The sequence below is a fragment of the Achromobacter sp. LC458 genome (assembly GCF_001005835.2).
GTDB classification, from domain to species: Bacteria; Pseudomonadota; Gammaproteobacteria; order Burkholderiales; family Burkholderiaceae_B; genus Achromobacter; species Achromobacter spanius_B.
In genome coordinates this window covers 68,494-92,823 of sequence record NZ_LBHW02000013.1, presented here as the reverse complement: position 1 = coordinate 92,823, position 24,330 = coordinate 68,494, and the positions used below count along the sequence as shown (strand labels likewise).

General features: G+C 65.6%; 22 protein-coding genes. 8 read left to right on the top strand and 14 right to left on the bottom strand.

From position 1 onward, the window contains the following. Nucleotides 1-143: 143 nt before the first annotated feature. The 3 genes from YH64_RS13350 to YH64_RS13340 all read right to left on the bottom strand — a co-directional run bounded on the left by YH64_RS13350 (nucleotide 144) and on the right by YH64_RS13340 (nucleotide 3,306). Nucleotides 144-1,100, bottom strand: a complete 957-nt coding sequence (locus YH64_RS13350) for a 2-hydroxyacid dehydrogenase (protein WP_046804721.1) — start codon at nucleotides 1,098-1,100, stop codon at nucleotides 144-146. A 158-nt stretch (nucleotides 1,101-1,258) separates the two neighbouring features. Further along, complete coding sequence (locus YH64_RS13345; protein ID WP_046804720.1) at nucleotides 1,259-2,230, bottom strand: tripartite tricarboxylate transporter substrate binding protein; 972 nt, start codon at nucleotides 2,228-2,230, stop codon at nucleotides 1,259-1,261. A gap of 74 nt (nucleotides 2,231-2,304) precedes the next feature. Further along, the gene (locus YH64_RS13340; protein ID WP_046804719.1) at nucleotides 2,305-3,306 is read right to left on the bottom strand and encodes a tripartite tricarboxylate transporter substrate binding protein; all 1,002 of its coding nucleotides are present in this window, start codon (nucleotides 3,304-3,306) and stop codon (nucleotides 2,305-2,307) included. 166 nt (nucleotides 3,307-3,472) lie between these two features. Here YH64_RS13340 and YH64_RS13335 point away from each other — a divergent pair, with 166 nt between their 5' ends. The 5 genes from YH64_RS13335 (at nucleotide 3,473) to garL (ending at nucleotide 8,378) form a co-directional block, all read left to right on the top strand. Further along, complete coding sequence (locus tag YH64_RS13335) at nucleotides 3,473-4,402, top strand: dihydrodipicolinate synthase family protein (RefSeq protein WP_046804718.1); 930 nt, start codon at nucleotides 3,473-3,475, stop codon at nucleotides 4,400-4,402. A gap of 104 nt (nucleotides 4,403-4,506) precedes the next feature. Continuing rightward, nucleotides 4,507-5,280, top strand: coding sequence for a FadR/GntR family transcriptional regulator (locus YH64_RS13330; protein ID WP_046804717.1), 774 nt, complete (start codon nucleotides 4,507-4,509; stop codon nucleotides 5,278-5,280). A gap of 53 nt (nucleotides 5,281-5,333) precedes the next feature. Beyond that, the gene (locus YH64_RS13325) at nucleotides 5,334-6,446 is read left to right on the top strand and encodes an Ldh family oxidoreductase (protein WP_046804716.1); all 1,113 of its coding nucleotides are present in this window, start codon (nucleotides 5,334-5,336) and stop codon (nucleotides 6,444-6,446) included. 97 nt (nucleotides 6,447-6,543) lie between these two features. Beyond that, the gene (locus YH64_RS13320; RefSeq protein WP_046804715.1) at nucleotides 6,544-7,542 is read left to right on the top strand and encodes a tripartite tricarboxylate transporter substrate binding protein; all 999 of its coding nucleotides are present in this window, start codon (nucleotides 6,544-6,546) and stop codon (nucleotides 7,540-7,542) included. A 68-nt stretch (nucleotides 7,543-7,610) separates the two neighbouring features. Further along, a complete protein-coding gene (garL, locus tag YH64_RS13315; RefSeq protein ID WP_046804714.1) occupies nucleotides 7,611-8,378 on the top strand; it encodes a 2-dehydro-3-deoxyglucarate aldolase in 768 nt (255 codons plus the stop codon). A gap of 166 nt (nucleotides 8,379-8,544) precedes the next feature. Here the strand turns inward: garL and lysA are convergent, their stop codons facing one another. After that, entirely contained in the window at nucleotides 8,545-9,777 is a 1,233-nt protein-coding gene (gene lysA / locus YH64_RS13310) for a diaminopimelate decarboxylase (RefSeq protein ID WP_046804713.1), read from the bottom strand. A gap of 114 nt (nucleotides 9,778-9,891) precedes the next feature. On the opposite strand from lysA, the gene YH64_RS13305 reads away from it, so the two are divergent. Next, nucleotides 9,892-10,800, top strand: a complete 909-nt coding sequence (locus tag YH64_RS13305) for a LysR family transcriptional regulator (RefSeq protein ID WP_046804783.1) — start codon at nucleotides 9,892-9,894, stop codon at nucleotides 10,798-10,800. 193 nt (nucleotides 10,801-10,993) lie between these two features. Here YH64_RS13305 and rpsT read toward each other — a convergent pair whose 3' ends face one another. The 10 genes from rpsT to YH64_RS13255 form a co-directional block, all read right to left on the bottom strand. Then, nucleotides 10,994-11,257, bottom strand: coding sequence for a 30S ribosomal protein S20 (gene rpsT / locus YH64_RS13300; protein WP_025135824.1), 264 nt, complete (start codon nucleotides 11,255-11,257; stop codon nucleotides 10,994-10,996). Between the two features lie 289 nt (nucleotides 11,258-11,546). Further along, nucleotides 11,547-12,518 (bottom strand): FecR domain-containing protein, encoded by a 972-nt coding sequence (locus tag YH64_RS13295; protein ID WP_046804712.1) that lies wholly within the window; start codon nucleotides 12,516-12,518, stop codon nucleotides 11,547-11,549. 193 nt (nucleotides 12,519-12,711) lie between these two features. Further along, on the bottom strand, nucleotides 12,712-14,271 hold the full coding sequence (gene murJ, locus YH64_RS13290; protein WP_046804711.1) for a murein biosynthesis integral membrane protein MurJ: 1,560 nt from the start codon (nucleotides 14,269-14,271) through the stop codon (nucleotides 12,712-12,714). A 184-nt stretch (nucleotides 14,272-14,455) separates the two neighbouring features. Next, entirely contained in the window at nucleotides 14,456-15,214 is a 759-nt protein-coding gene (locus tag YH64_RS13285; protein ID WP_046804710.1) for a 3-hydroxyacyl-CoA dehydrogenase, read from the bottom strand. Between the two features lie 135 nt (nucleotides 15,215-15,349). Next, on the bottom strand, nucleotides 15,350-16,006 hold the full coding sequence (gene adk / locus YH64_RS13280) for an adenylate kinase (protein WP_046804709.1): 657 nt from the start codon (nucleotides 16,004-16,006) through the stop codon (nucleotides 15,350-15,352). A gap of 91 nt (nucleotides 16,007-16,097) precedes the next feature. Beyond that, complete coding sequence (gene kdsB, locus YH64_RS13275; RefSeq protein ID WP_046804708.1) at nucleotides 16,098-16,862, bottom strand: 3-deoxy-manno-octulosonate cytidylyltransferase; 765 nt, start codon at nucleotides 16,860-16,862, stop codon at nucleotides 16,098-16,100. A 10-nt stretch (nucleotides 16,863-16,872) separates the two neighbouring features. Next, nucleotides 16,873-17,052 (bottom strand): Trm112 family protein, encoded by a 180-nt coding sequence (locus YH64_RS13270; RefSeq protein ID WP_120156251.1) that lies wholly within the window; start codon nucleotides 17,050-17,052, stop codon nucleotides 16,873-16,875. A 64-nt stretch (nucleotides 17,053-17,116) separates the two neighbouring features. After that, complete coding sequence (gene lpxK, locus YH64_RS13265) at nucleotides 17,117-18,214, bottom strand: tetraacyldisaccharide 4'-kinase (protein ID WP_143215371.1); 1,098 nt, start codon at nucleotides 18,212-18,214, stop codon at nucleotides 17,117-17,119. After that, complete coding sequence (locus YH64_RS13260; protein WP_046804705.1) at nucleotides 18,211-18,624, bottom strand: biopolymer transporter ExbD; 414 nt, start codon at nucleotides 18,622-18,624, stop codon at nucleotides 18,211-18,213. The genes lpxK and YH64_RS13260 overlap by 4 nt, the downstream gene beginning before the upstream one ends. Beyond that, a complete protein-coding gene (locus YH64_RS13255) occupies nucleotides 18,621-19,286 on the bottom strand; it encodes a MotA/TolQ/ExbB proton channel family protein (RefSeq protein ID WP_046804704.1) in 666 nt (221 codons plus the stop codon). The genes YH64_RS13260 and YH64_RS13255 overlap by 4 nt, the downstream gene beginning before the upstream one ends. A gap of 353 nt (nucleotides 19,287-19,639) precedes the next feature. On the opposite strand from YH64_RS13255, the gene xseA reads away from it, so the two are divergent. Both xseA and YH64_RS13245 read left to right on the top strand, forming a co-directional pair. Then, the gene (gene xseA / locus YH64_RS13250) at nucleotides 19,640-21,007 is read left to right on the top strand and encodes an exodeoxyribonuclease VII large subunit (protein WP_046804703.1); all 1,368 of its coding nucleotides are present in this window, start codon (nucleotides 19,640-19,642) and stop codon (nucleotides 21,005-21,007) included. Nucleotides 21,008-21,101: 94 nt separating this feature from the next. Continuing rightward, entirely contained in the window at nucleotides 21,102-24,269 is a 3,168-nt protein-coding gene (locus YH64_RS13245) for an ankyrin repeat domain-containing protein (protein ID WP_255444401.1), read from the top strand. Nucleotides 24,270-24,330: the final 61 nt, after the last annotated feature.

Genomic DNA, 24,330 nt, shown 5'->3' with positions numbered 1-24,330 from the left:
TTTGCAGGAAGACTACCGACCTCTTGGGGCCGGAAAGTCGAAAGCCTCTCGGTATGGGCACCGAGAGGCTTTTTCGTTTTTGCTTTCTGTTTTTTTGCTTTCTTTTTTGCTATCTGCTTGGCCGCGCCATCGCGCGGCGGCGTTCATTCCACCGGCGTAATCACGTGGCCCGTGTCGAAGTACGCCTTCAGGTTGTCCAGCATCAGGTTTTCCATGGCCAGGCGGGTCTCCAGCGTGGCGCTGCCGATGTGCGGCAGCACGACGGCGTTGTCGCTGGTCTTCAATGCGTCCGGCACCTTGGGTTCGTGCTCGAACACGTCCAGCGCCGCGCAGCCCAGCTTGCCCGCTTCCAGTGCGGCCACCAGCGCGGCCTCGTCAATGACCGGCCCGCGCGCGATATTGACGATGATGCCCTTGGGACCCAACGCTTCCAGCACGGCCTGGTTGACCAGGTGGCGCGTGCTGGGCCCGCCTACGGTGGCGACCACCAGGAAGTCCGCCCACGCGGCCAGGTCCACCAGCGATGCTTCGTAGCCGTACGCGATGTCGTCGCGCTTTCTGCGGTTGTGATAGCGCACGTCCATGTCGAAACCCGTGCCACGCTTGGCGATGGCTTCGCCGATGCGGCCCAGGCCCACGATGCCCAGCTTCTTGCCGCTGACGCGCTGGCCCAGCGGGATGCTGCCGTGCACCTGACCCCATTGGCCGGCGCGCACAAAGCGTTCGCCCTGGCCCATGCGGCGCGCACCCGCGATCAACAAGCCCCAGGCCAGATCCGCGACGCAGTCCGTCAGCACGTCCGGCGTGTTGCTGACCTGCACGCCGCGTTTTTTGGCGGCGTCCACGTCGATGGTTTCATAGCCCACGCCCCAGCTGCAAATGGCTTTCAGGTCGGGCAGCGCGTTGATCAGTTCGGCGTCCGCGCCAAAGTTGGCCGACGTGACGACGGCAGCGATGCCCTTGCCATGTTCAGCCAAGGCCGCCTTGCGGTCGGGGAATTTCCATAGCTCCACGACGTCATAGCGCTCGGCTAGGTTCTTGTTGGCGGAAGGCGAGCCGGCCAGCGAGCCGACCTGGATGATGCGATGCTTGGTGGTCATGTTGTCGTACGGATGGGTGGCAAAACGGTCATGCTACTTGATTCGACCTTGAAAACCGCTGAGGGGATGCCCGTAGGCATCCCCTCGCGGTTGCCCGGCCCTGGCCCTGGTCCTGGCCTTGGCGCTGGCCTTGGCCTTGATCAGGCGTGGCGGCTTTTTCACTCCAGCTGGATGTTCGCCTTCTGGATGACGTCCTTCCAACGCTTGACCTCGCCTTGCTGGAAGGCGGTGAACTGCTGCGGAGTATTCGCCACGACTTCAAAGCCCAGGCCTTGCAGCGTCTGCTCGGTCTTCGGGTCGCGCAGCGCCGTCTGCAAAGCCTTGGACAGCTGTTCAACGACTGCCGGCGGCGTGTTCTTGGGCACGGCAAAGCCTTGCCACGAATACACCACCATGTCCTCGATGCCGGCTTCGGCCAAGGTCGGCACGTTGGGCAGGTCGGTCGCTCGGGCATCGCCGGTGATGGCCAGCGCCTTGAGCTTGCCGGCCTTGATGTGGTTTTGCACCGCGCCCAGGTTCTGGAACGACACGTTCACCTGTCCGCCGATCAGGTCCGCGATGGCAGCGCCGCCGCCCTTGTAGGGCACGTCCACGCCCGTGCTGTCCGTGCGCTGGCGAAACAGCACCGCCGACAGGTGGTCGGACGACCCGGTGCCGGACGACGCGTACGACACGCTGCCCGGATTCTTCTTGGCATAGGCCACCAGTTCGGCCACCGTGCTGGCGGGAAAGTTGGGAGACGCGACCAGCACATTGGGGTTGCGCACCGCCTGCGTCAGGTAAGCAAAGTCCTTGCTGGGGTTGTAGGACAGGTTCTTGTACAGCGCCTCGTTGATGGCGAAGGTGCCGATCGAGCCCACCATCATCGTGTAGCCGTCGGGCGTGCTGCGGGCCAGCGCCTGTGCACCGATGGCGCTGTTGGCGCCGGGCTTGTTCTCGACCACGAAGGTCTGGCCCAGGATCTTGGTCAGCGCGGGCGTGACCGAGCGCGCGGTGATGTCGGACGAGCCGCCCGGCACGAAGGGCACGATCATGGTGACCGGCTTTTCCGGATAACCGGCGGCCTGCGCCGCGGGTCCGGCAAGTAGAACGGCGCCCGCCGCGGCAGCCGCGCAGAACAGTTTATTCATGTTGTCTCCTGGTTCGCGTGGTGATGAAAAGCCCGGCGCTCACGCGTTGCGCACGGGCCTGAATCTGCGTTGGTTCAGTCGACTTTCGCGCCCGAGGCTTTCACCACCTCGGCCCACTTGACGGTCTCTTGCGCCATGAACTGTTTGAACTGCGTAGGCGTGTTGCCCGACGGCGTGGCCCCTTGCGCCTGCAACTGCGCGCGCACCGGCTCTTGCTGCAAGGCCGCGGCCACGTCGCGCTGGATTTTTTCCACGATGGCGGGCGGCGTGCCGGCAGGCGCCAACAGGCCGAACCAGCTGGATGCCTCGTAGCCCTTTACGCCGGCTTCGGCCATCGTGGGCACGTCGGGCAGCGCGGGTGAGCGGGCCGCCGTGGTGACGGCCAGCGGGCGCAGCTTGCCGCCCTTGATGTAGCCCATGGACGAAGGCAGGTTGTCGAAGATCAGGTCGGCCGAACCGCCCATCACGTCGGTCAGCGCGGGGCTGCTGCCCTTGTAGGGCACGTGCGTCATGCGCGTGCCCGTCATTGTCTGGAACAGTTCGCCCGACAAGTGCGTGGACGTGCCGTTGCCGGTGGACGCCATGTTGACGCTGTCGGGATTGGCCTTCAGGTATTTGATCAGGTCCGCCACCGTGCGGATGCCATGCTTGTCCGCGAATTTGGGGTTCAGTTCAAGAATGTTCGGCACCGGGATGACCAGCGTGACCGGTACAAAGTCCTTCACCGGGTCGTACGGCAGCTTGCTGTAGACGGACTGGTTGATGGCGTGCGTGCTGACGGTGCCCATCAGCAAGGTGTAGCCGTCGGCCGTGGCGCGCGCGGCTTCGGCCGTGCCCACGTTGCCGCCCGCGCCGGCCTTGTTGTCGACCACCACTGATTTGTTCCAGCTTTTGCCCAGTTCCGCAGCCACCACGCGCGCGGCGATGTCGGCGGTGCCGCCGGCAGGGAAGGGCACGATGATCTTCACGTCGCGTTCGGGATAGTCGGCGTGGGCCTGCGCGGCGGGCAAGGTCAAGGCGATGGCCGTGAGGCTGGCGGCAGCGAGCAGCCGGCGTCGCGCGAATAGGGCATGCATGGTGTTGTCTCCTCGGTGTGCGCGTGGCCGCGCATCGTTTGTGGGATGTTTTGGTGATGCCGTTTCACTTGTCAAACAAATATAGGTATTGAGAATATGCTTGTCAACCAAGTATACTTTTTTCACCTTACTTATCTGACAACTGGATCAGCCAGGAGCCCCGTCCATGAAAACTTCCCCGGTCACCGCGCAGGACTTGCAACGCTCGGTCATTGCCGTGCCGCCGCTGGCGCGCCACGACGATCTTTCGCTGAACGAAGCCGCCAACAAGGCCCTGCTTGGCCATCTGGAAGCAGGCGGCGTGCGCAACGTCATGTACGGCGGCAACGCCAATTTCTACAACGTGGGCGTCAGCGAATACGCGCGCATCGTGGACATGCTGGCCGGCCTGGCCGGTGCGGACACATGGATCCTGCCGTCGGTCGGCCCTGACTACGGCAAGATGATGGACCAGGCCGCCATCCTGCGTTCGCGCGCGTTTCCCACCGCCATGCTGTTGCCGATGTCGTTCCCGTACACGGACGCCGGCCTGGCCGACGGCGTGCGCCGCTTTACCGATGCGCTGGGCAAGCCGGCCGTGGTCTATATCAAGTCGGCCGACTACCTGGCCCCCGAGACCGCCGCGCGCTTGATCGAAGAAGGCCGCATCGCCGCGTTCAAGTACGCGGTGGTGCGCGATGAACCGGCCAAGGACGCGTACCTGTCGTCGATGCTGCAAGCGGTGGACGCGCGCTGGATTGTCAGCGGCATCGGTGAACGCCCCGCCATCGTGCACTATCGCGATTTCGGCTTGAAGAGCTTCACGTCGGGCTCGGTCTGCATCGCCCCGCGCGGGTCCATGCGCTTGCTGCATCTGCTGCGCGATGGCCGCTACGACGAAGCCGAATCCGTGCGCCAACATTATCTGGGCCTGGAAGACTGCCGCGACGGCATCAGCCCGATCCGCGTGCTGCACGACGCGGTGACCTTGTCCGGCGTGGCGAACATGGGTCCCATGTTGCCGCTGCTGACCGGCATTTCCAGCGCCGAACGCGAACGCGTGGCGCCTGTCGCGCGCGAGTTGGCGGCCTGGGACCGGGAAGCCGTGGCGGCCTGAACGTGAACGGCTCGGCCGCGCATCGCCCGTCTTGCCGCCGGTTGGCGGTACGATGGGCGCTGTCCGCGTAACGGCGGGCAGGCCTTACGCATTCAGGAGGTTTCGTGGCCCGATCCAAAGCAACACCATCATCCGAACCGCAAGCGCCGGCCGAGGCCGAAGCCGTCGGTTCCCATGTGCTTGAACGGGGACACCGGGTGCGGCTGGCGGACCAGGTCTACGGGCAAATCTTCGAACAGATCGTGTCGGGCGGGCTCAATGTCGGCGACAAGCTGCCGTCCGAAAACGAAATATCGGAACGCTTCGGGGTCTCGCGGCCGGTGGTGCGCGAAGCGCTGCTGCGGCTGCGCGCCGATGGCCTGATCACCGCGCATCAGGGGCTGGGCACCTTCGTCAGCCACCAGCCCGCGCCACGCCTGAAAACGTTCAACGATGTGCAGAACGTCAGCGCGTACCTGCGCGCACAAGAGGTGCGCGTGGCGCTGGAAGGCGATGCCGCGCGGTTGGCGGCGCTGCGCCGCACCGACGAACAGCTCAAGAAGATCACTGACGCGCACGCGGCCTTTGCCGACAGCCTGACGCATGGCCAGGTCTCGCCCGAGGCCGACCTGGCTTTCCACGCCAGCATCGCCGAAGCCAGCGGCAATGATTTTTATCTGGGCGTGCTGGAAAGCATCCACGAATCCATCAACGGTTTCATGCGCCTGACGTTGAGCCTGACCCGCACCGGCTCGCGCCAGCGCGCGCAGCGTGTCGTGGACGAGCACGCCACCATCCTGGACGCCATCCGCGAACAGGACAGCGAGCGCGCCCGCGTCGCCATGCAGTTTCACCTGGGGCAGGCGCGCCATCGGCTGGTGGACCGCGAACGCGACTGATCCATCCCGCGTGGCGCGCCGCCGCCCTTCACCACATCAAACGGAGACAACCCGTGCAAGGCAATGGAGCAACAGCGAGAAACGTGCCGGTAGAGCAGGTGCTTGAACAGATATTGCAGGTCTTGCAAGCGTGGGGCATGGACGAAGACCTGGCCCACACCACCGCCGGCCTGATGGCGCGGACGGATCTGCTGGGAATTGATTCGCATGGCATTTCGATGCTGCCTTCGTACGAGGAAAAGTGGCGTGCCGGGTCGTTGCGGCTGGATGCCCGCGCGCGCGTGGTGCGCGACAGCGGCGCCAGTGCGCTGATCGACGGCATGGGCGGGCTGGGCTATCCGGTGGCGGCGCAGGCCATGCATCTGGCCGTGGACAAGGCGCTGGAACACGGGGTGGGCGCGGTGTCCGTCTGCAATTCGCATCACTTCGGCGCGGCCGGCGTTTACGCGCGCATCGCGGTGGAACGCGGGGTGGTCGGCCTGGTGACCAGCAGCGCCAACGGCATCATCATGGTGCCCACGCGCGGCGCCATGCCCATGCTGGGCACCAACCCCATTGCGTTCGGCGCCCCGGCCGCGCACAACGAGCCTTTCGTTCTGGACATGGCCACCACGACGGTGGCCGCGAACAAGGTCAAGGTGTATGACTTTTTGGGCAAGCCCTTGCCGCCCGGCTGGGCGGTGGACGGGCAGGGCGCGGCGGTGACCGATGCCGACGCGGCCATGCAGTACATCTTCAAGCAGCCCGAAGGCGGGCTGACTCCCTTGGGCGGCACACCCGCAATGAGCAGCCATAAGGGCTACGGCCTGGCCATGATGGCGCAGATTCTGGGCGGCACGCTTAGCGGCAGCGCGTTTGCCGCGCGCCGCGCGCCTACGCGCAAGGCCGGTGAACCGGATGACGTGGGCCACTTCTTCCTGGCGCTTAACCCCGATGCGTTCCGCGCGGCGGGCTCGTTCGAATCCGATATGGACGACATGATCGACGCGCTGCACGACACGCCGCCCGCCAATCCCGACGAACCCGTGCTGGTGGCGGGCGAGCCCGAAGCGGCCGAGCGCGCGCGTCGGTTGCGCGCGGGCATACCCATTTCGGCAGCCCTGGCCGAACGCCTGCGCGGCATCTGCGAGCGCGCGGGCACGCCCTATCTGCTGGACGATATCTGATCGCACGGCGCTTGTTGCACTGATTTTGTTGTACCCAAAACAGCAGACCCGGCCACCGGGCTCATTCCTCAAGAAAAACCATACGGAAGAGACAACCATGCAACAACCCAAACCTTCGGCGCGCAGACGCCTTGCCGTGCTCGCGGCGGCCACGCTTGGCGCCCTGACGCTATTGCCCGGGGCGGCCATGGCGCAGGCGGCCTGGCCCGCCAAACCGGTCAAGCTGATCGTACCTTTCCCGGCCGGCGGCAGCACCGATTCGGTCGGCCGACTGCTGGCCGCCGAGCTCTCCAAAGAGCTGGGCCAAAGCGTCATCGTCGAGAACAAGGGCGGCGCCAACGGCAACATCGGATCGGACGTCGTGGCCAAGGCCGAACCCGACGGCTATACCTTGCTGCTATCGGGCGTGGGCTCCAACGCCATCAGCTACGCGGTCTACCAGAACATGCCGTATCGCAACAGCGACTTCGCGCATATCTCCTTGCTGGCCACCGGCCCCAATGTGCTGGTCGCGAACATGGAGTTTCCGGGCAAGACGTTCGCCGATTTCATCAAGTTGGCGCGCGAAAATCCGGGAAAGTACACGCATGCGAGTTCGGGCAGCGGCTCGTCCGGCCATCTGGCCATGGAGATGCTCAAGCAAGACGCCAAGATTGATTTGGTGCACGTGCCCTACAAGGGCGGCGCGGCCGCGATTACCGACATGATCGGCGGGCGTGTGTCAGTGATGTTCTTGAATCAGGACACGCTGCTGCCGCAAGTCAGGTCGGGCAAGCTGCGCGCGTTGGCCGTGGCCAGCGCCAAGCGCAACCCCGCTTATCCCGACACGCCCACGGTGGCGGAATCGGGCTATCCCGGTTTTTCGGCGGAATCGTGGTTCGGCTTGTCGGCGCCCGCCAAGACACCGCCTGCCGTGATCCAGCGCTTGAACCAGGCGACGGTAAAGGCGTTGGCGGCGCCCGAGATCCGTCAAAAGCTCGAAAGCGTGGGCTTTGTGGTGGTGGGCGACGACCCGAAGTCGTTCTCGGCGTTTGTCGATAACGAAATCGCCAAGTGGGGCAAGGCGGCCAAGGCATCGGGCGCGCGCATGGATTAATACGGGCGCGCCGGGTTTTGGCCCGGCGCGTTGTTTCTGGTTTTTATTTTGCGACATTGGACGTGGCAATGAACTCACCTTTACCCAACCGTTTCCGCCAACGCATCCTGGCGCGCGAGCGGCTCATCGGCTTTTGGATGTGTATGTCCAGCCACATCACGGCAGAGCTCGTCGGCCTGGCGGATTTTGACTGGCTGCTGCTGGATGGCGAACATTCGCCGAACGAAGTGCCGATGTTCCTGCAGCAGCTACAGGCGTTGCAGGGCAGCGCCAGCGCGGCCGTCGGCCGTCCGTCGTGGAACGACCCGGTGCAGATCAAGCGTTTGCTGGATATCGGCTTCTACAACCTGCTGATCCCGTTCATTGAATCGGAAGCGGACGCGCGCCTGGCCGTGGCCGCCACCCGTTATCCGCCCGAGGGCATACGCGGGGTGGCCGGCGCGCAGCGCAGCAACCGTTACGGCACGGTGCCCGATTACCTGCAAACCATCAACGACAACATCTGCGTGCTGCTGCAAATTGAAAGCCGTCCGGGCATCGATGCGGCGGACGAGATTGCGGCGGTGGAAGGCGTGGACGGCGTGTTCATCGGCCCGTCGGACCTGGCGGCCGCGTTGGGCCACATCGGCAACCCGAGCCACCCCGAAGTGCAAGAGGTCATTCGGCATCTGCACGAACGCGTGTCGGCCCAGGGCAAGGCCGTGGGAATCCTGGCGCCGGTGCAGGCGGACGCGCGCCGCTATCTGGACATGGGCATGCACTTTGTAGCGGTGGGCACGGACCTGGGCGTGTTCAAGCAGGCCACGTTTGCCTTGCGGGAAACCTTTCCCAGCTGATTGCGCCGGCCGGCGTTGATATGCAAAAACGCCCCGCGATGCTGCGGGGCGATTTGCATTGCGCGCGCTGTTTGCAGTGCTTTGTTGGTGGTGCTTTGCTTTCAGTGCTTGGCTTTCAGTGCTCTGGTGTGGCGCTTTGAGCGTTGTGCCCGGTGTTGCCCGGCGGTCAGTCTTCCAGCGCCAGCAGTTCGCTCACCGTCTGGCGGCGACGGATCAGCCGCGCCTGGCCGTTGTCCAGCAACACTTCCGGCGCCAGCGGCCGGCTGTTGTAGTTCGATGACATCGACGAACCGTACGCGCCCGCGTTGTGCAACACCATGAAGTCGCCAATGCGCGGCTGCGGCAGCAGCTGGTCCGACATCACGCCGCCTTCTTCCTGCGTGAACACGTCACCCGATTCGCACAACGGCCCAGCGACGGCAATGCGCGTTTGGGCCGCGCCCTGCGGGTCGGAACCGTCCGGCGCATGCACGGAAATGCGGTGGTAGCTACCGTACATGGCCGGGCGCATCAAGTCATTGAAGCCCGCATCCACCAGTGCGAAGTCGCGCTCGGGGCGGTGGTTGACGGCGTGCACTTCGGTCACCAGCACGCCGGCCTCGGCGACCAGGAAGCGTCCGGGTTCGATCTCCAGGCGGATTGGGTGTTGCAGAAACTGTTCGATGCGCTTGCGGGCCGCGTCCCATTGTTCGAAATAATGGTCGCAGTCGATGCGCGGCTCGCCATCGCGGTAGGGAATCGACAGGCCGCCCCCGGCCGAGATCGCTTCGATGTCGTGGTCCAGCGAGCGCACCACGTCGACCATGGCGTCGCAGACGCTGGACAGGTGGCCGTAGTCCACACCCGAACCGATGTGCATGTGAATGCCGACCAGCTTCAGGCCGTGGCGGCGCACGATGGACACGGCCCGGGCCACGTCGTCGATCCAGATGCCGTGCTTGCTTTGCGGGCCGCCGGTGTTGGTCTTGTTGCTGTGGCCATGGCCGAAGCCGGGGTTGATGCGTAGCCAAACGCGGTGGCCGCGCGAGGCCTGGCCCACGCGGTCCAACATGTCCAGCGAGCCGGCGTTCACGGTGATGCCGTGCCGAAGTACGGTGGCCAGCGTGGCGTGGTCGATCAGGTCGGCCGTGAAGACCATGCCTTCCGGTTCACCCTTGGGGTCGAATCCGGCGGCCAGGCTGCGCTCGATCTCGCCTAGCGACACGGCGTCGACCACCGCGCCTTCCTCGCGCATCAGGCGCAGGATGTGCAGGTTCGAGCACGCTTTCTGCGCGTAGCGGATGGTGTCGAAGCGGCGCAGCTGCGCGATGCGTTCGCGGATGACGCTGGCGTCGTACACCCACAGTGGCGTGCCATGTTGCGTGGCGAGTTCGGTAAGTTGGCGCGGATCAAAAGCCATGAAGCATGAACCTTGAAAAAGGAAAGGAAACCAGGCGGCATGATGCCGGGTTCGTGTCATCCAGTAAAATGCTTATATGTTGAAGGATCATTCATTCCTGATATGGAGCGCACCGTGTTGACGCATCGCCATATCGAAGTATTCCGCGCGGTGATGATCGCGGGCAGCGTCACGCGCGCGGCGCAGCTCTTGAGCACGTCGCAACCGACCGTCAGCCGTGAATTGGCGCGGATGGAGCAGGGCATCGGCTTTGCCTTGTTTGAACGCGTGCATGGGCGTTTACGGCCCACCATGCCGGCGCTGGCGCTGTATGACGAGATCCGGCAATCGTATGCGGGGCTGGAGCGCGTTGTGTCGGCGGCGGCCCGCTTGCGCGAATTCCGGGGCGGGCAGCTGTCCGTGATCGCTTTGCCGGCGTTCTCGCATTCCATCTTGCCGGATGCGTTTCGGCGTTTTCACGATCTTCATCCTGGCGTCAGCCTGTCCGTGGAGACGCAAGAATCGCCCTTCCTTGAAGAGTGGCTGACGGCCCAACGCTACGATCTTGGGTTGACCGAGCGGGATGCCGCGCCGGCCGGCACGCGCTTGCAGCTGTTGCTGCAAGTGGACGAGGTCTGCGTGTTGCCCGATGGGCATCCGCTCTTGGCGCGCCAGGAAATCGATCTTGCTGATTTCGAAGGGCATGCCTTTGTCAGCCTGTCCGCCCACGATCCCTACCGGGTACAGATTGACGAAGCCTTTGCTGAAGTCGGCGTGTTGCGGCGCTCGGTGGTCGAAACGCCCACCGCCGTGTCGGTCTGCACTTTTGTCAGGCAAGGGCTGGGGCTGGCCATCGTGAACCCGCTGACGGCGCTGGACTTCGTCGGCAGGGGCCTGCATATCCGCCCGCTGCGGCGTTCGCTGCCCTTTCGCGTGAATGCAGTCTTTCCTGAACACAGGCCCGCCAATCCCTTGGTGCAAGCGTTCGTGGCATCCTTGACCGACGCCGCCAAAGCGATCAAGGCCCGGCTGGCCGGCGGATGATGGCTCTGCTTGTTCTATCGTTCAGGCACCGAAACGACTCAGGCAGCCCGACTCAGGCAGCCCGACTCAGGCAGCCCGACTCAGGCAGCCGACTCAGGCAGCCGATCCGTTCAGGCAACAAAAAAGGATGCCCGAGGGCATCCTTCTTTATTTGCCGTATTCATGACGCCCCAGAAAGCGGGGCGGCAGAATCTTAGGCCAGCGCCTTGATAGCGGCAGCCAGGCGGCTCTTGTGGCGAGCAGCCTTGTTCTTGTGGATGATGTTCTTGTCAGCCACGCGATCGATCACGCTCGAGGCCTTCTGGAACACGTCGCCAGCCGCAGCTTTGTCGCCAGCGGCGATAGATTGGCGAACGCGCTTGATGGCGGTGCGCAGCATCGAGCGCAGGCTGGAATTGTGCTTGTTGCGCTCAACGGATTGGCGAGCGCGCTTGCGGGCTTGGGCGGTATTGGCCATGTTGCTATATAAGTTGAATTCGGCAAAGTCGAACATTGTAGCAAGTCCCGATGGGATTGCAAGCTTTTAATGTCAGATCTGTCGATGGAGCGCCCGTCAACCGGGCGGGGGGCGCTGGGGGGAAATGTTCCCGGGCTAAAGAGCCCTGGCTAGAGAACCCTTTCGGATGATCCTCTGCTAAAGCCTGAAACACAGCCTTGAGGAAAACCCGCGGCGCCTACTGGATAAAAACACGGTGCTGAGTATACAACGAAGCGGGCGCCAGGCACAGGCGCGCGGCATAGCGTTGTCACGTCGCGACGTTGATAGAGACAAACCACGGGGTAAAGCGGCGGACATGGATGGGCATCATCTCTTGCAACGTGTCCAGCGCGGCGTTGGTGTCGTCCAGGGGGAAATGCCCCGAGACGGGCAGGCCGCCGGCCGCCATCGACACGCGCAGCGTACCGGTGCGATAGGGGCGCAGCGCCGCAATCACTTCCGCCAGGGGGCGGCCCCGGGCGTCGACCCAGCCGGACTCCCATGCGGCTTCCGCCATGAGCTCGGCGCGCGGGATATCCATGCGTGACACGTCGAACCGCGCGCCCGTTCCCGCACGGACGGTGCCGTGCGCGCCGGCCATCGTTTCGACTTCGACCTCGTGTTCATGCACCACGACCACGGTGCGCTGCGCTTGCTGGCGCACCATGTACCGGGTGCCCAATGCGCGCACGGTGCCTTCGGCGGTCTGTACCAGGAAGGGGCGGCGCGCGTCGGGCGCCACCGAGACTGTTACGGCGCCGTCCAGCAGGCGAACCTGTCGGTAGGCGGGCGTGAAATCCAGGTTGACGCGGCTGCGGGCGTCCAGCAGCAATTGGCTGCCGTCGGACAGCAGGTAGCGGCGGCGTTCGCCGGTGGCCGTGGCCGCATCGGCGGCAACGTTGCTCAGCGGATAGAAGGCGTTGCCGACATAGGCGGCGCCGGCTGCCGTACTGGCGAGCGCCAGCGAGCCGGCCAGAAATCGGCGGCGTGGCGGCACGATGGCCGGGGGCGGAGGGATCAGCGGCTGCGACGTGGGGGCGGCTCCGGCGGCGTACCCGGCTGCGGGATAAGCGTCGCCTAGCCGTCCAAACGTCGAACCTGCCAATGAGCCCGTCAGCTGTTGCCAGGCGTTCTCATGGACAGGGTCAGCCGCACGCCACGCCAGGAAGTCGTTGTAGTCCTGCGCTGTCGCTTTACCTGAGCGCAGCAGTAGCAACCAATTGATCACCTGGTCCGCCATGGGTTGTCCTTGGGCGTACTTCACTTCATGTTCCCGCCCGTGAATCGGCGGGGGTTCCTCTTGATGGCAATTTGTAAATAATAAAGGTTTTTTACCAAAGATTACCGGGCTGTTGGCATTTCTTGACGAATCTAGTGCAAAAAGCCGGCGGGAAGCCGGCTTTTTGGTGGGATTGTCTGCGCAACGGCCGAAATCAGACTTTTGGCCGACGTCCAAAGTCCTTAAGCCGGAAGCCAAAGAGTAACAACGTTCCGAAGTACACCACCCCGCTTGCCACCAAAACGCCACCCAGCAAGCCGGCGCGCTGTCCCGCATGGGCCTGCATGCCCAGCCAGTCGATTTTGCCGTCGGCGTACCACAGCAATGCCGCCAACGCCGCCAGGGCGGGCAGCAGGCGCAGCACGAACACGGTCCAGCCGGGCCCCGGCTGGTACACGCCCCGGCGGCGCAAGCCGATCAGAAGCGCCAAGGCGTTCAGGCAGGCGCCCAGGCCAATGGCCAGCGCCAAGCCGGCATGCGCCATGAACGGTACCAGCACCAGGTTCATCAACTGTGTCAAAACCAGCACGCCGATGGCGATTTTGACGGGCGTGCGGATGTCTTGCTTGGCATAGAACCCCGGGGCAAGAATCTTGACGGCCAACAGGCCGATCAAGCCGGCGGAGTACGACATGACGGCCAGGCGCGTTTGCAGCACGTCTTGCGCGGCGAAGGCGCCATAGTGGAACAGGGTGGCTACCAGGCCGTCCGACAGCAGCGCCATGCCCACCGCGGCGGGCAGGCCCAGCAGCAGCACCAGACGCAAGCCCCAATCCAGCAGGCCGCTGTAGCCGCCATGGTCATCGCGGGCGTGGGCGGCGGACAGGCTGGGCAGCAGCACGGTGCCTAGCGCCACGCCCAGCAAGGCGGTGGGGAACTCCATCAGCCGGTCGGCGAAGGACAGCCACGTGACGCTGCCTGGCGTGAGCCAGGTGGCGATGTTGGTGTTGATCAGCAGGGATATCTGCGCCACCGACACACCCAGCGTGGCGGGCGCCATTTGCTTGAGGATGCGCTGCACGGTGGGGTCGGCCCAGGCTTGGCGAAAGCGCAGCGAAAAGCGCGGAGTCAGCCCCAGGCGGGCCAGGGCCACCCATTGCACGGCCAGTTGCGCCACGCCGCCGATCATCACGCCGACGGCCAGTGCGTAGACGGGCACATCCATGCGCGGCGCCAGCCAGATGCACGCGGCGATCATCGACAGGTTGAGCAGCACGGGCGTGAAGGCCGGTACGGCGAATCGGCGCCAGGTGTTCAGCACGCCGGAGGCGAACGCAATCAGAGACATGCAGAAGATGTAGGGAAACATCATCCGCGTCATCCAGACGGCAGCGCCGAACTCGGTATCGCGGGCAGCGCCACGCAGGCCACTGGCCATGGCCGACACCACCCAGGGCGCGGCGACGATGCCGATCAACGTGATCAGCATCAGCGTGGCGGTCAGCAGCAGCGCCACGCGGTCCAGCAAGATGCGGACGTCTTCTTCAGACCGCTTGTTGCGCGCGGCGCCGAGTATGGGCACGAACGCCTGGGCAAACGCGCCCTCGGCGAACAGGCGGCGCAGCAGGTTGGGAATGCGGAAGGCGACCCAGAAGGCGTCGGTGATAGGGCCGGCGCCAAAGGCGCGCGCGACCAGGATGTCGCGAATCAGGCCGGAAATGCGGGACAGCAGGGTGAAGCTGCTGACGGTGGCCGCCGAACGAAACAGGCTCATGGATGGGACTACGAAAAATTGGGGCGGACTGGCCCCGCAAACACAACGCCTGTTGAAAGGACCGGTGCGCTCCCCGCCCACGCACTACGCAAGAATGCCCTTTCCCCGCCGGGCCGCCCCAAGGGGAAAGACGCCCCCTCGGGGGGCAGCAAGCGTGCGAAGCATGCGCGGCGTGGGGGCATTCTTACTTCGGCGGCATGCGGATGGCGCCGTCCAGGCGGATGGTTTCGCCGTTCAGCATGTCGTTCGTGATGATGCTGTAGACCAGCTTGGCGTAGTCTTCCGGACGGCCCAGGCGGGCGGGGAAGGGGATGCTGGCGGCCAGCGAATCCTGCACTTCCTGCGGCATGCCGAAGATCATCGGCGTGCCGAAAATGCCCGGGGCGATGGTCATGCAGCGGATGCCCGTCTTGGCCAAATCGCGCGCGATCGGCAGGGTCATGCCCGCCACGCCCGCCTTCGATGCCGCGTAGGCAGCCTGGCCGATCTGGCCGTCGAAGGCGGCAACCGACGCCGTGTTGATCATGACGCCACGTTCGCCCGTGGGTTCCGGGGTATTGGCGCTCATGGCTTCGGCGGCCAGGCGCATCATGTTGAAGCTGCCGATCAGGTTGATCGACACGACCTTCTGGAACAGTTCCAGCGGGTGCGCGCCGTTCTTGCCGACGATCTTTGCGGCAGGCGCGACGCCCGCGCAGTTCACCAGCCCAAACAACGCACCCAGTTCCAGCGCGGCCGCCACGGCGCTTTTGCCGTCGGCTTCCTGCGTGACGTCGCAATGCACGTAGCGCTGGCCCAATTCCTTGGCCAGGGCCTGGCCCGGCTCGTCCTGCACGTCGGCGATGACGACCTTGGCGCCGTTTTCCACCAGCATGCGCACGGTGCCCGCGCCCAGTCCCGATGCGCCACCCGTAACGATGAATACCTTGTTCGCGATTTCCATGTCTCTACCACCAGTTCAATTCAAAGGGGATGAAAGCGGCGCGGCAGGCGCCGAATGCGACAAGGCCTTCGGGCCGATGCTGGAGCGCGGTGCGTCCAGCCGGCGCCGAAGGCCTTTGGGCCAACCAAGCGCCTATCAGCTGTTGACAGCCTCGAACAGGCGCGACTTGATTTCGTCGACGGCGCCCACGCCCGAGATCTTCCGGTACTTCGGGGCTTCGGCGGCGTTCTGCTGTGCCCAGGTCGAGTAGTAATCAACCAGCGGACGGGTCTGTTCGCGGTACACGGACAGGCGATGGCGCACCGTTTCCTCGCGATCGTCGTCGCGCTGGATCAGTTCTTCGCCAGTGAGGTCGTCGCGGCCTTCAACCTTGGGCGGGTTAAAGCGCACGTGGTAGCTGCGGCCGCTGGGCTGGTGCACGCGGCGCCCGCTCATGCGTTCGATGATGTCCTCTTCGGGCACTTCGATTTCCACCACGTAGTCCAGCTTGACGCCGGCGCTTTTCAGCGCGTCGGCTTGCGGGATGGTGCGGGGGAAACCGTCGAACAGGTAGCCGCCGGCGCAGTCGGGCTGCTTCAGGCGGTCCTGGACCAGGCCGATGATGATCTCGTCGGAAACCAGACCGCCGGCATCCATGACCTTTTTGGCTTCAATACCCAAGGGCGTGCCCGCCTTCACCGCGGCTCGCAGCATGTCGCCGGTGGAGATTTGGGGAATGCCGAAGTGTTGGGTGAGAAACGCGGCCTGGGTGCCTTTGCCGGCGCCGGGAGGTCCGAGCAAGATGAGACGCATGAGTGCTCCTGATGGGGTTTATTTTTTGTGATCCGGGGGATTATGCCGCAACGCAGCAGCCAATGCGGGGCTGCGCCATGGGAAATAACCCTTACATCTGTTTGCTGTAGACCAAGCGCACGCGTTCCAGATCCGCCGGGGTATCTACGCCCGCTGCGGGAGGGTTGAGCGTACGGTGTACGACGATTTGATGGCCATGTTCCATGGCGCGCAGCTGTTCCAGCGCCTCGAAGCGTTCCAGCATGCCTTGCGGCAGCGTCGGGAAGCGGCGCAGGAACGACACGCGGTAGGCGTACAGGCCGATGTGATGCCAGGCGGGCAGCCCGTCGGCCAGCACACGTTCGCCGCTGGCCAGCGCATCGCGCGCCCAGGGAATCGGGGCACGCGAGAAATACAGGGCGCGATCGTCGGCGGTGCACACGACTTTCACGACATTCGGGTTGAACAGCGCCTCGGCGTCGGCCAGCGGGCAGGCGGCGGTGGCGATATCGGCGTGGGGGCAGGCTTGCAGCTTGGCCGCCACGGCGTCGATCAGTTCGGGTTCGATCAGCGGTTCATCGCCTTGCACGTTCACGACGATGGCGTCGTCCGCCAAGCCCAGTTGCTGGACGGCTTCGGCAAGCCGGTCGGTGCCCGTGGGATGGTCGCCGCGCGTCATCAGGGCGGTCAGGCCATGGGCCTGCACGGCCGCCTGCACGCGCGCGTCGTCCGTGGCGATGTACAGCCGGGATGCGCCGGACAGCGCAGCGCGGTCGGCAGTGCGCACGACCATCGGCTTGCCGGCGATATCGGCAAGGGGCTTGTCGGGCAGGCGGGTCGAGGCGGCGCGCGCCGGGATCAAGGCGATGAAACTCACGGTGCGGCGGTCAGGTGGGGGCGGTTTCGTCCAGCACTCGGGCTTCCGACTCAAGCATGACGGGGATGCCGTCGCGAATCGGGAAAGCCAGGCGGTCGGCGCGGCAAACGAGTTCGGCGTGCTGCCGGTCGTTTTCAAGGCGCCCCTTGCACAGGGGGCAGACGAGGATGTCGAGAAGTCGGGATTCCATGACGGGAATTCTAAAACAGTTTGCGGCGGGCAAGGCCCGGCGGGCCCGGGCGAGAGTCAGATTTTCAAGTCGGCGGCCGCGCTTGGGTGATTGCCGATGCCGACTTTGGAGCGAGACGTTGGTGTAGCGTTTGTGCCAGCCAGTCAAACAACCGGGCGTCGGAAAAAGCCGCCGTGACGGGGACTTCCCACAGGCGCGCGTCGTGCAGCGCAGCACATTTGATGGCGTCCTTGGACGTCACCAGGATCGCGTCGGCCATCAGGCCCTGGAAGGGCGAATCAGCGTAGTCGTGATGGTCGGGCAAGGGCAGCGTCGCGTCCGCTTCGATTCCGGCCGCGCGCAGTGTCGAGAAGAAGCGTTCCGGGTTGCCGATGCCCGCGGCGGCCGCCACGCGCGGCTGGCCCGCAAAGGCAGAAAGCGGGCGCGTCGCGCCGTCTTCGATGTGGCGGGCGTCGCCCGGTTCCAGCCACATCCTCACCGGACGCGGGCGGCGGGCGGGAACAGCGTTGGCGTTGGCCTGGACCCCGGGGCCGACCGGCGTGCCGATGTTGGTGACGACCACATCCACGTCCTGCAAGCGGTGCGCGGGTTCGCGTAGTGGGCCGGCGGGCAGCAGCCTACCGTTGCCCACGCCGCGCGCGTCCTGCACCACGATTTCGACGTCACGCGCCAGCGCCAGATGTTGCAGGCCGTCGTCCGAGACAATCACGTCCACATCGGGATGCGCCTGGAGCAGCGCACGGGCGGCTAACGTGCGTTTCGGGTGCACGGATACCGGGGCACCCGTGGCGCGCGCGATCAACGCGGGCTCGTCGCCAAAGCGATCAGCCGCCAATGCACCGACGCCGACCCGGGCTTCGCGGCCGATCTTCACGCCATAGCCGCGGCTGACCACGCCCGGGGTGAACCCGCGCGCCCGCAAGCCTTGCACCGTGGCGATCACCATGGGGGTCTTGCCGGTGCCTCCGACGTAGATGTTGCCCACCACCACGACCGGCACCGGCGCGCGGTAGCTGGGCTTGGCGCCGCTGAGGTAGGCGGCGCGCTTTCTGGCCACCGCCCATTCGGTCAGCGCAGCCAGGGGCGCCAGCAGGGTCGACAGCCAGCCGCCATGCTGCCACTGGCGGGCCAGCAGCGAAGGAGACGAACGCGGGGTGCTCACCGTGAGGTCTGGGCGGCGAAGTTGACGCGCCCGATGCCGGCCAGGCGGGCGGCTTCCATGATGTTGATCACGGATTGGTGGGTGGCTTGGGCGTCGGCGTTGATGATGACCAGCGGCTCGGTCTTGCCGGCGGCCGCCTGACGCAGTACGTCGGCGATTTCAGGAGGCGTGGAGACGTCGATCAGCGTGCCGTTCAGCGCATAGCGCCCATCCTGGCTGACGGCCACTTCCAGCGCCGGCGGCGTGTCCTGCTCGGACGAGGCTTGCGGCAGGGTCACCTTCAACTGCGTGAAGCGGGTGAACGACGTGGTGGCGGCCAGGAAAATCAGGATGACCAGCAAGACGTCGATCAGCGGGATCAGGTTGATGTCCAGCTCGTCGCGATCGCCCCGGGAACCGCGGAAATTCATGAACGCCCCTCGCGTGCGGGGTAGGCCGCGGGGTGGGCTGCGGGATGGGTGGAAGGGGCCGGCGGCACGGGCGACACGGCGCGGACCAGGCGCGAGGCGGATTGCTCCATGGCGCTGAGATAGCCGTCGACCCGACCGCGCAGGTAGCGGTGGGCAATCATGGCGGGAATGGCGATCAGGATGCCGAAGCCGGTGTTGTACAGCGCGATGGAGATGCCGCGCGCCAGTTGGGCGGGGTCGCCGCCGCCGGGCGTGTACGAGCCGAAGATCTCGATCATGCCGACCACGGTGCCGAATAGCCCCATCAAGGGCGCGACGACGGCGATGGTGCCGATGGCGGGGATGTAGCGGCTGAGGTCATGCGCCACGGCCCGGCCGGTGTCTTCGACCACGTTGCGCAGTTCTTCGCGAGGCAGATGGCGGTGACGCATCACTTCGGCCAGCACCCGGCCCAGCGGCGAGTTTCGTTCCAGGCGGTTGATGGCTTCGGGGGTGTCCTGGCGGTTGCGCAGCATGTCCACGACCTGTTCGTTCAGGCCGCGGGGCAGGATAAGGCTGCGGCGCAGGGAGAGGAAGCGCTCGAAAATCAGCGCCAGTCCCAGCACGGATGTCGCCAGCAGGGGCCAGATGGGCCAGCCGGCCTCGCGCAAAATGGAAAGCAAAGCGTTCAACTCCCGGGGGCCATAGGGCGGCAACAGTGCGTGCGCCGTGGCATCAGATCAAGCCGAAACTGTAACGGTGCGGCGGGTTTGTGGCAAGGCGGGAAGGCCCGCGATTTATCCACAGAAATTGTGGATAATTCTGTGCAAAACTTCGGCGGAACGCTTGTGGGCACAGGGCTTGCGCTTGTTTGCTTCAAATTAGCGCAATCGAGTTTTTATAATTTACATATGAAAATCAACGACTTGCACGGAGTTTGCTGGCTTTCGGGCCTGCCGCTGCAAAAATCTGTGGACGCGGTATCATTGCGCCCCGCTACGTATGCCCTGTGGACAGGTACGCATCGGAAAGCCTCATGACAATTGAATTTGCAGTCACAAACAACGCATTCACGCGGGATATCCTGACAGTTGCCCAGCTAAACCAAGCAGTGGGGCAGTTGTTGGAGCGCAGCATCCCGGCTTTATGGGTGCGCGGAGAGATTTCGAACTTCACGCAGGCGGCATCCGGGCATTGGTACTTCACGCTCAAGGACAGCCGGGCCTCGGTGCGGGCTGTCATGTTCCGAAGCCGCGCCAGCGCAGTCGGCTTTGTCCCAAAGGCGGGCGACCAGGTCGAAATCCGTGCGCGGGTGTCCCTGTACGAGCCGCGCGGCGACTACCAGTTGCAGGCCGACGCCATGCGCCGGGCCGGTCTGGGCAATCTGTATGAAGCGTTTCTACGGCTGAAAGAGCAATTGGCCTCGGAAGGCCTGTTCGATCCGGCCCGCAAGCGCGAGCCCGCCCGCTTGCCGCGTGCAATCGGGGTCATTACGTCGCTGCACGCAGCGGCGCTGCGCGATGTGCTGTCGGCGCTTGCCCGGCGCGCGCCGCAAGTGCCCGTCATCATCTATCCGGCCCCGGTTCAGGGCGCCGATGCCGCCAGCCGCCTGGCCGCCCAAGTGCGCTTGGCCAACGCCCGCGCCGAGGTCGACACCTTGCTGCTGGTGCGCGGCGGGGGCAGCATCGAAGATCTGTGGAGCTTCAACGACGAAGACCTGGCGCGGCAGGTCGCGGTCAGCGAAATTCCGGTGATCAGCGGCGTGGGGCATGAAACCGACTTCACCATCGTGGACTTTGTGGCCGATGTGCGCGCGCCCACGCCCACGGCCGCCGCCGAATTGGCCTGCGTGCCACGTTCCGAATTGATGGGCCGCGTCATGCAGTCGGCCCAGGCCATGGTTCGGGGCCAGCAACGGCGGCTGGAACGCGCCGCGCAGCGCCTGGATCGTGCGTCCGGGCAGTTGGTGTCGCCGTCGCAACGGCTTGAGCACCAGCAAGAACGCCTGAACAGCCTGCGCTTCCGGCTTGCGTCGGCGTGGTCGGGCCCACAAGCCCGGCGCACCGCGCGCGTCAATCTGCTGACGCAACGCCTGGCGCATCGCGTGCCCGATACCGGGCGCGCCGGCGACCGCCTGGCAGGCGCCGTGCGTCAGCTGGGCCAGGCGCATGCGCGTCTGCTCGTGCAGGGTCGCAACCGGTTGGCGGCGGCCACGGCGCAGTTACGCGCGCTGGACCCGGGCAATACCTTGTCGCGCGGCTACGCCATCGCGCGGGACGCCGATGGCCGCATCGTGCGGGATGCCGCAAGTCTGGCGGCCGGGCAGGCGCTGGACCTGAGCTTTGCACAGGGCGGGGCGCAGGTGCAGGTGCAGCAAACCCGCAATAGCCGCGACGCCGGTTAAGCAGAAACGATCCGCCGGCCGGCAGCGCCCACGCATTCGGCGGGGGCGCCGGCGGGGTGGTGCACGACAGGTTGACGCACTCTGAGGCGATGCAATGCGGCACAACGAAAGCATGGGTTGGATGGCCGGTGTGTTGGCCGGAACGGTCATGGCGCTGGGGCACGTAGCGCTAGTGGAAGCGGCAGAGGCAACACCAGTGCCGGTATCAGCGCAGGCAACATCGCCGGAATCAGCACAAGGACCGGCACGGGTATCAGCGCAGGAATCAACGCAGGTACCGGCTCAGACCCCGGCTCAGACCTCGGCCCAGACCTCGGCCCAGACCTCGGCCCAGACCTCGGCCCAGACACCGCCTCAGGCCGCAAGCCAGCCCCCCGCCGCCAACTGCGATTGCCAGTCGCCCTACCGCGACTACAAAGAGGCCGACACCCCCGACACCCGCGCACTGTTTGCCGCCGTACGCAACAACGATCCCGACGCTTTTGCCTCTGCATTGGCGCAGGTCCGGCAGCCCGGCGACTACGCGCTGGACGGCGTGCCGCTGCTGCACGCGCTGCTCAAGCCGCCGCGCGAATTGCGCGCTCAGAACGTGTACTGGGGCATTTCAACCGAGGATGCCGATCGCATACGCCAAGCTCACCAGGCCACGCTGCCTGCTCGCACGCGCATGCTGGCCGCGCTGCTGGCCACCCGGCCACCGCTGAACGACGTCACCTACGAATCGCGTCGTCCGCCGCTGCATCTGGCGCTGCTGTATGGCACGCCCGAACTCATGGACATGCTGCTGGCGGCCGGTGCCGACGCCAATCAGCGCGGCGATGAACACCGCACCCCGCTTGAATTCCTGTTGAATCGCGATTTTGAATTCGCGGTGCGCATGACCTATCTGCCGCGTCTGGTCGACCGCCCATCAATGACACACATGGTGCTGGCCTTGTTCAAGGCCGGCGCCGCCAAGCCCTATGCCGACGCGGGCGCCGACGTGGCGGATTACCTGGCGTGGTCGCCCATGGTTGAACTGACCGAGGGCGCGGCACCGTTGCAGGCGCTGGCCGCCACCGGCACCAAGCCGGCGTATGAAGACGGGCTGACCGCCTTGGCGCTGGCCGCCTACCTGGGCAATGCCGGCGCGGTGCCCGTGTTGAAGGAACTTGGGCCGCGCCAAATCCCCAACACCGGCTACGGCCAGAGCGGCCAATACGACATCTGGCTGGACGCCGCGCAGGCGGCGGTGCAGGGCGGTCATCCCGATATTGCGGCGCAGTTGCTGCAAAAGAACATGCCGTTCGCGCAACGCGGCCCACAAACGGGTTCCAGCGCGGCGCTGTTCACCAAAGTGGAGTCCGACGCCCAGCCCATCATGAACCTGGCGGCGCGCCGTGGCGACGTGCAAACGCTGCAACGTTTGCTGGCGCTGGGAGCGCCAGTCGATGGCGACCCGCAAGATCAAAACGGCAACACGCCGCTTGCCGATGCGGTACAGGCCCGCAAACCGCAAGCCATCAAGCTGCTATTGGCCGCGGGCGCCGACCCCCGCGCCAAGCGTGAAGGCTATGACGTGAAATCGCCCGTCGATGTCGCGGTGCAATCGGGCGATGCCGCAACGCTGCGCCTGTTCGCCGATGCGGGCTTCGACCTGAAGGCGCTGGGCACGGGGGCGATCCGGCGCGCGCTGGAAAACCGCGATACGTCATTGGCGTTGATGCTGATCGACGCTGGCGTGCCCACGGAAGTGAAGGCGGGGGACGCGGACAGCGGCGACGGCGCGCCGCTGTTGCTGCTGGCCGCAGCGTCGGGGCAAGTGCCCGTCGTTGACGCCTTGCTGGCCAAGGGCGCGGACCCGGTCAGCCTGGCGCCCGATGGCGAAAGCGCGCTGTACTGGCTGATCGGCAGGCAAGACGCCGCGATGCTGGAACGGCTGCTGCGGGCAGGCGCCAAGTTGGACGATCCACGCCTGCCGCGCGCCCCGGCTTCGTACGCGCTGTTGAACGCGGCCGTGGCCTCGGGCGACATCGCGCTGGTGCGCCGCATCAGCAAAGCCACCGGCCAACCCGTGGCGCAAGCCTGCATGCCCGAACGCGGCGAAGCCAGCCTGATCGAAGCGCCGGGCTATATCGCGGCATTGCAGGCGGCCGGTTTTACCGGCAAGCCCTCGACCTGCGCGCCCGACGCCGCGCCGCTGTCGCGACGCATCGTGGTTCAGTTGCTTCATAGCCGGCAGTGGTACGTGGCCCGGCAGGGCGAACTTGTGCAGCTGTTGCGGTTCGTGAACGCTACGGGGGGGTCGCTGGACGCGGCCCTGGACGACGGCGCGACGCCCTTGAACTCCGCAATCGAACGGGGCCGCGAAGACCTGGTCCGCGCCATGCTCACGGCCGGCGCGCGTCCCGACCAGGCCGACGCCATGGGCCGCGGGCCGGCGTGGGTGGCGTTGCAATCCGGCCAGCCCGCCATGCTGTCATTGCTGGCGCGCCACGGTGCGCGTTTTGACAAGGTCGCCGCACCGCCTGGCCAGTCCTTCGCTCATACGCTGGCATGCCAGTCCGCACCCGCGTTCCAGCGTGTCGTCCAAGTGGCCGGTGCATCCCTGCCGGCCACTTGCCCGTCCCCCGCGCCGTCCAGGCGAGGGGCCGCCAAGGTGGCCAGCAAATCCGCCGACTCCGCGGGCTTGGCGGGCCTGTATGTGCTGAACGGTGTGCGTGAAGTCGGTAGCCAATTGCTGTTGTCGCCGGACGGCAGCTTTGACTACATGCTGAGCTACGGCGCCGTCGACATCGCGGCGCGCGGCGCCTGGCGCAGCGACGGCAAACAGGTGTTTCTGGACACGCCGCCGATCCAGCCGTATTCGCCTATCCAGGACGTGCGTGCTGATACCCGGCCCGCAGGCCCCGCCCAGCCCGGCTTTTTGTCCGTGCGCGTTTTCTACCGCGATCGCCCGGTGAAAGTTGACGTGGCGATGTCGTCGGCGGATGCCGATCACGGGGGCGGTCCGCGCCCGTCCGAAGGTGAAGACGGCATCAGCGCACCCATCGAGCCGGGCGCCTTGAAAACACTGGCCGTGTTTGTGCCGCTGCCCTCGGGCGCGCGTTGGCATCAGGTGGACATCAGCAAACTGGACGCCGGCACGCGCGCGATACGCGTGGACCAGGACGTACCGGAAGAAGCCGCTGGCGCACCGCTGCACAAGACATTCACCGTGCACAAAGACGGCACGCTGGTGGAGTCGGAAGGCGGCAGGGAACTGCGATACGAGAAAGAGTAGCGTTTACAAAAAGCCAGCGCGACACGCCGTGCGTCGGCGTGAACGCGCATATGCTCATGCG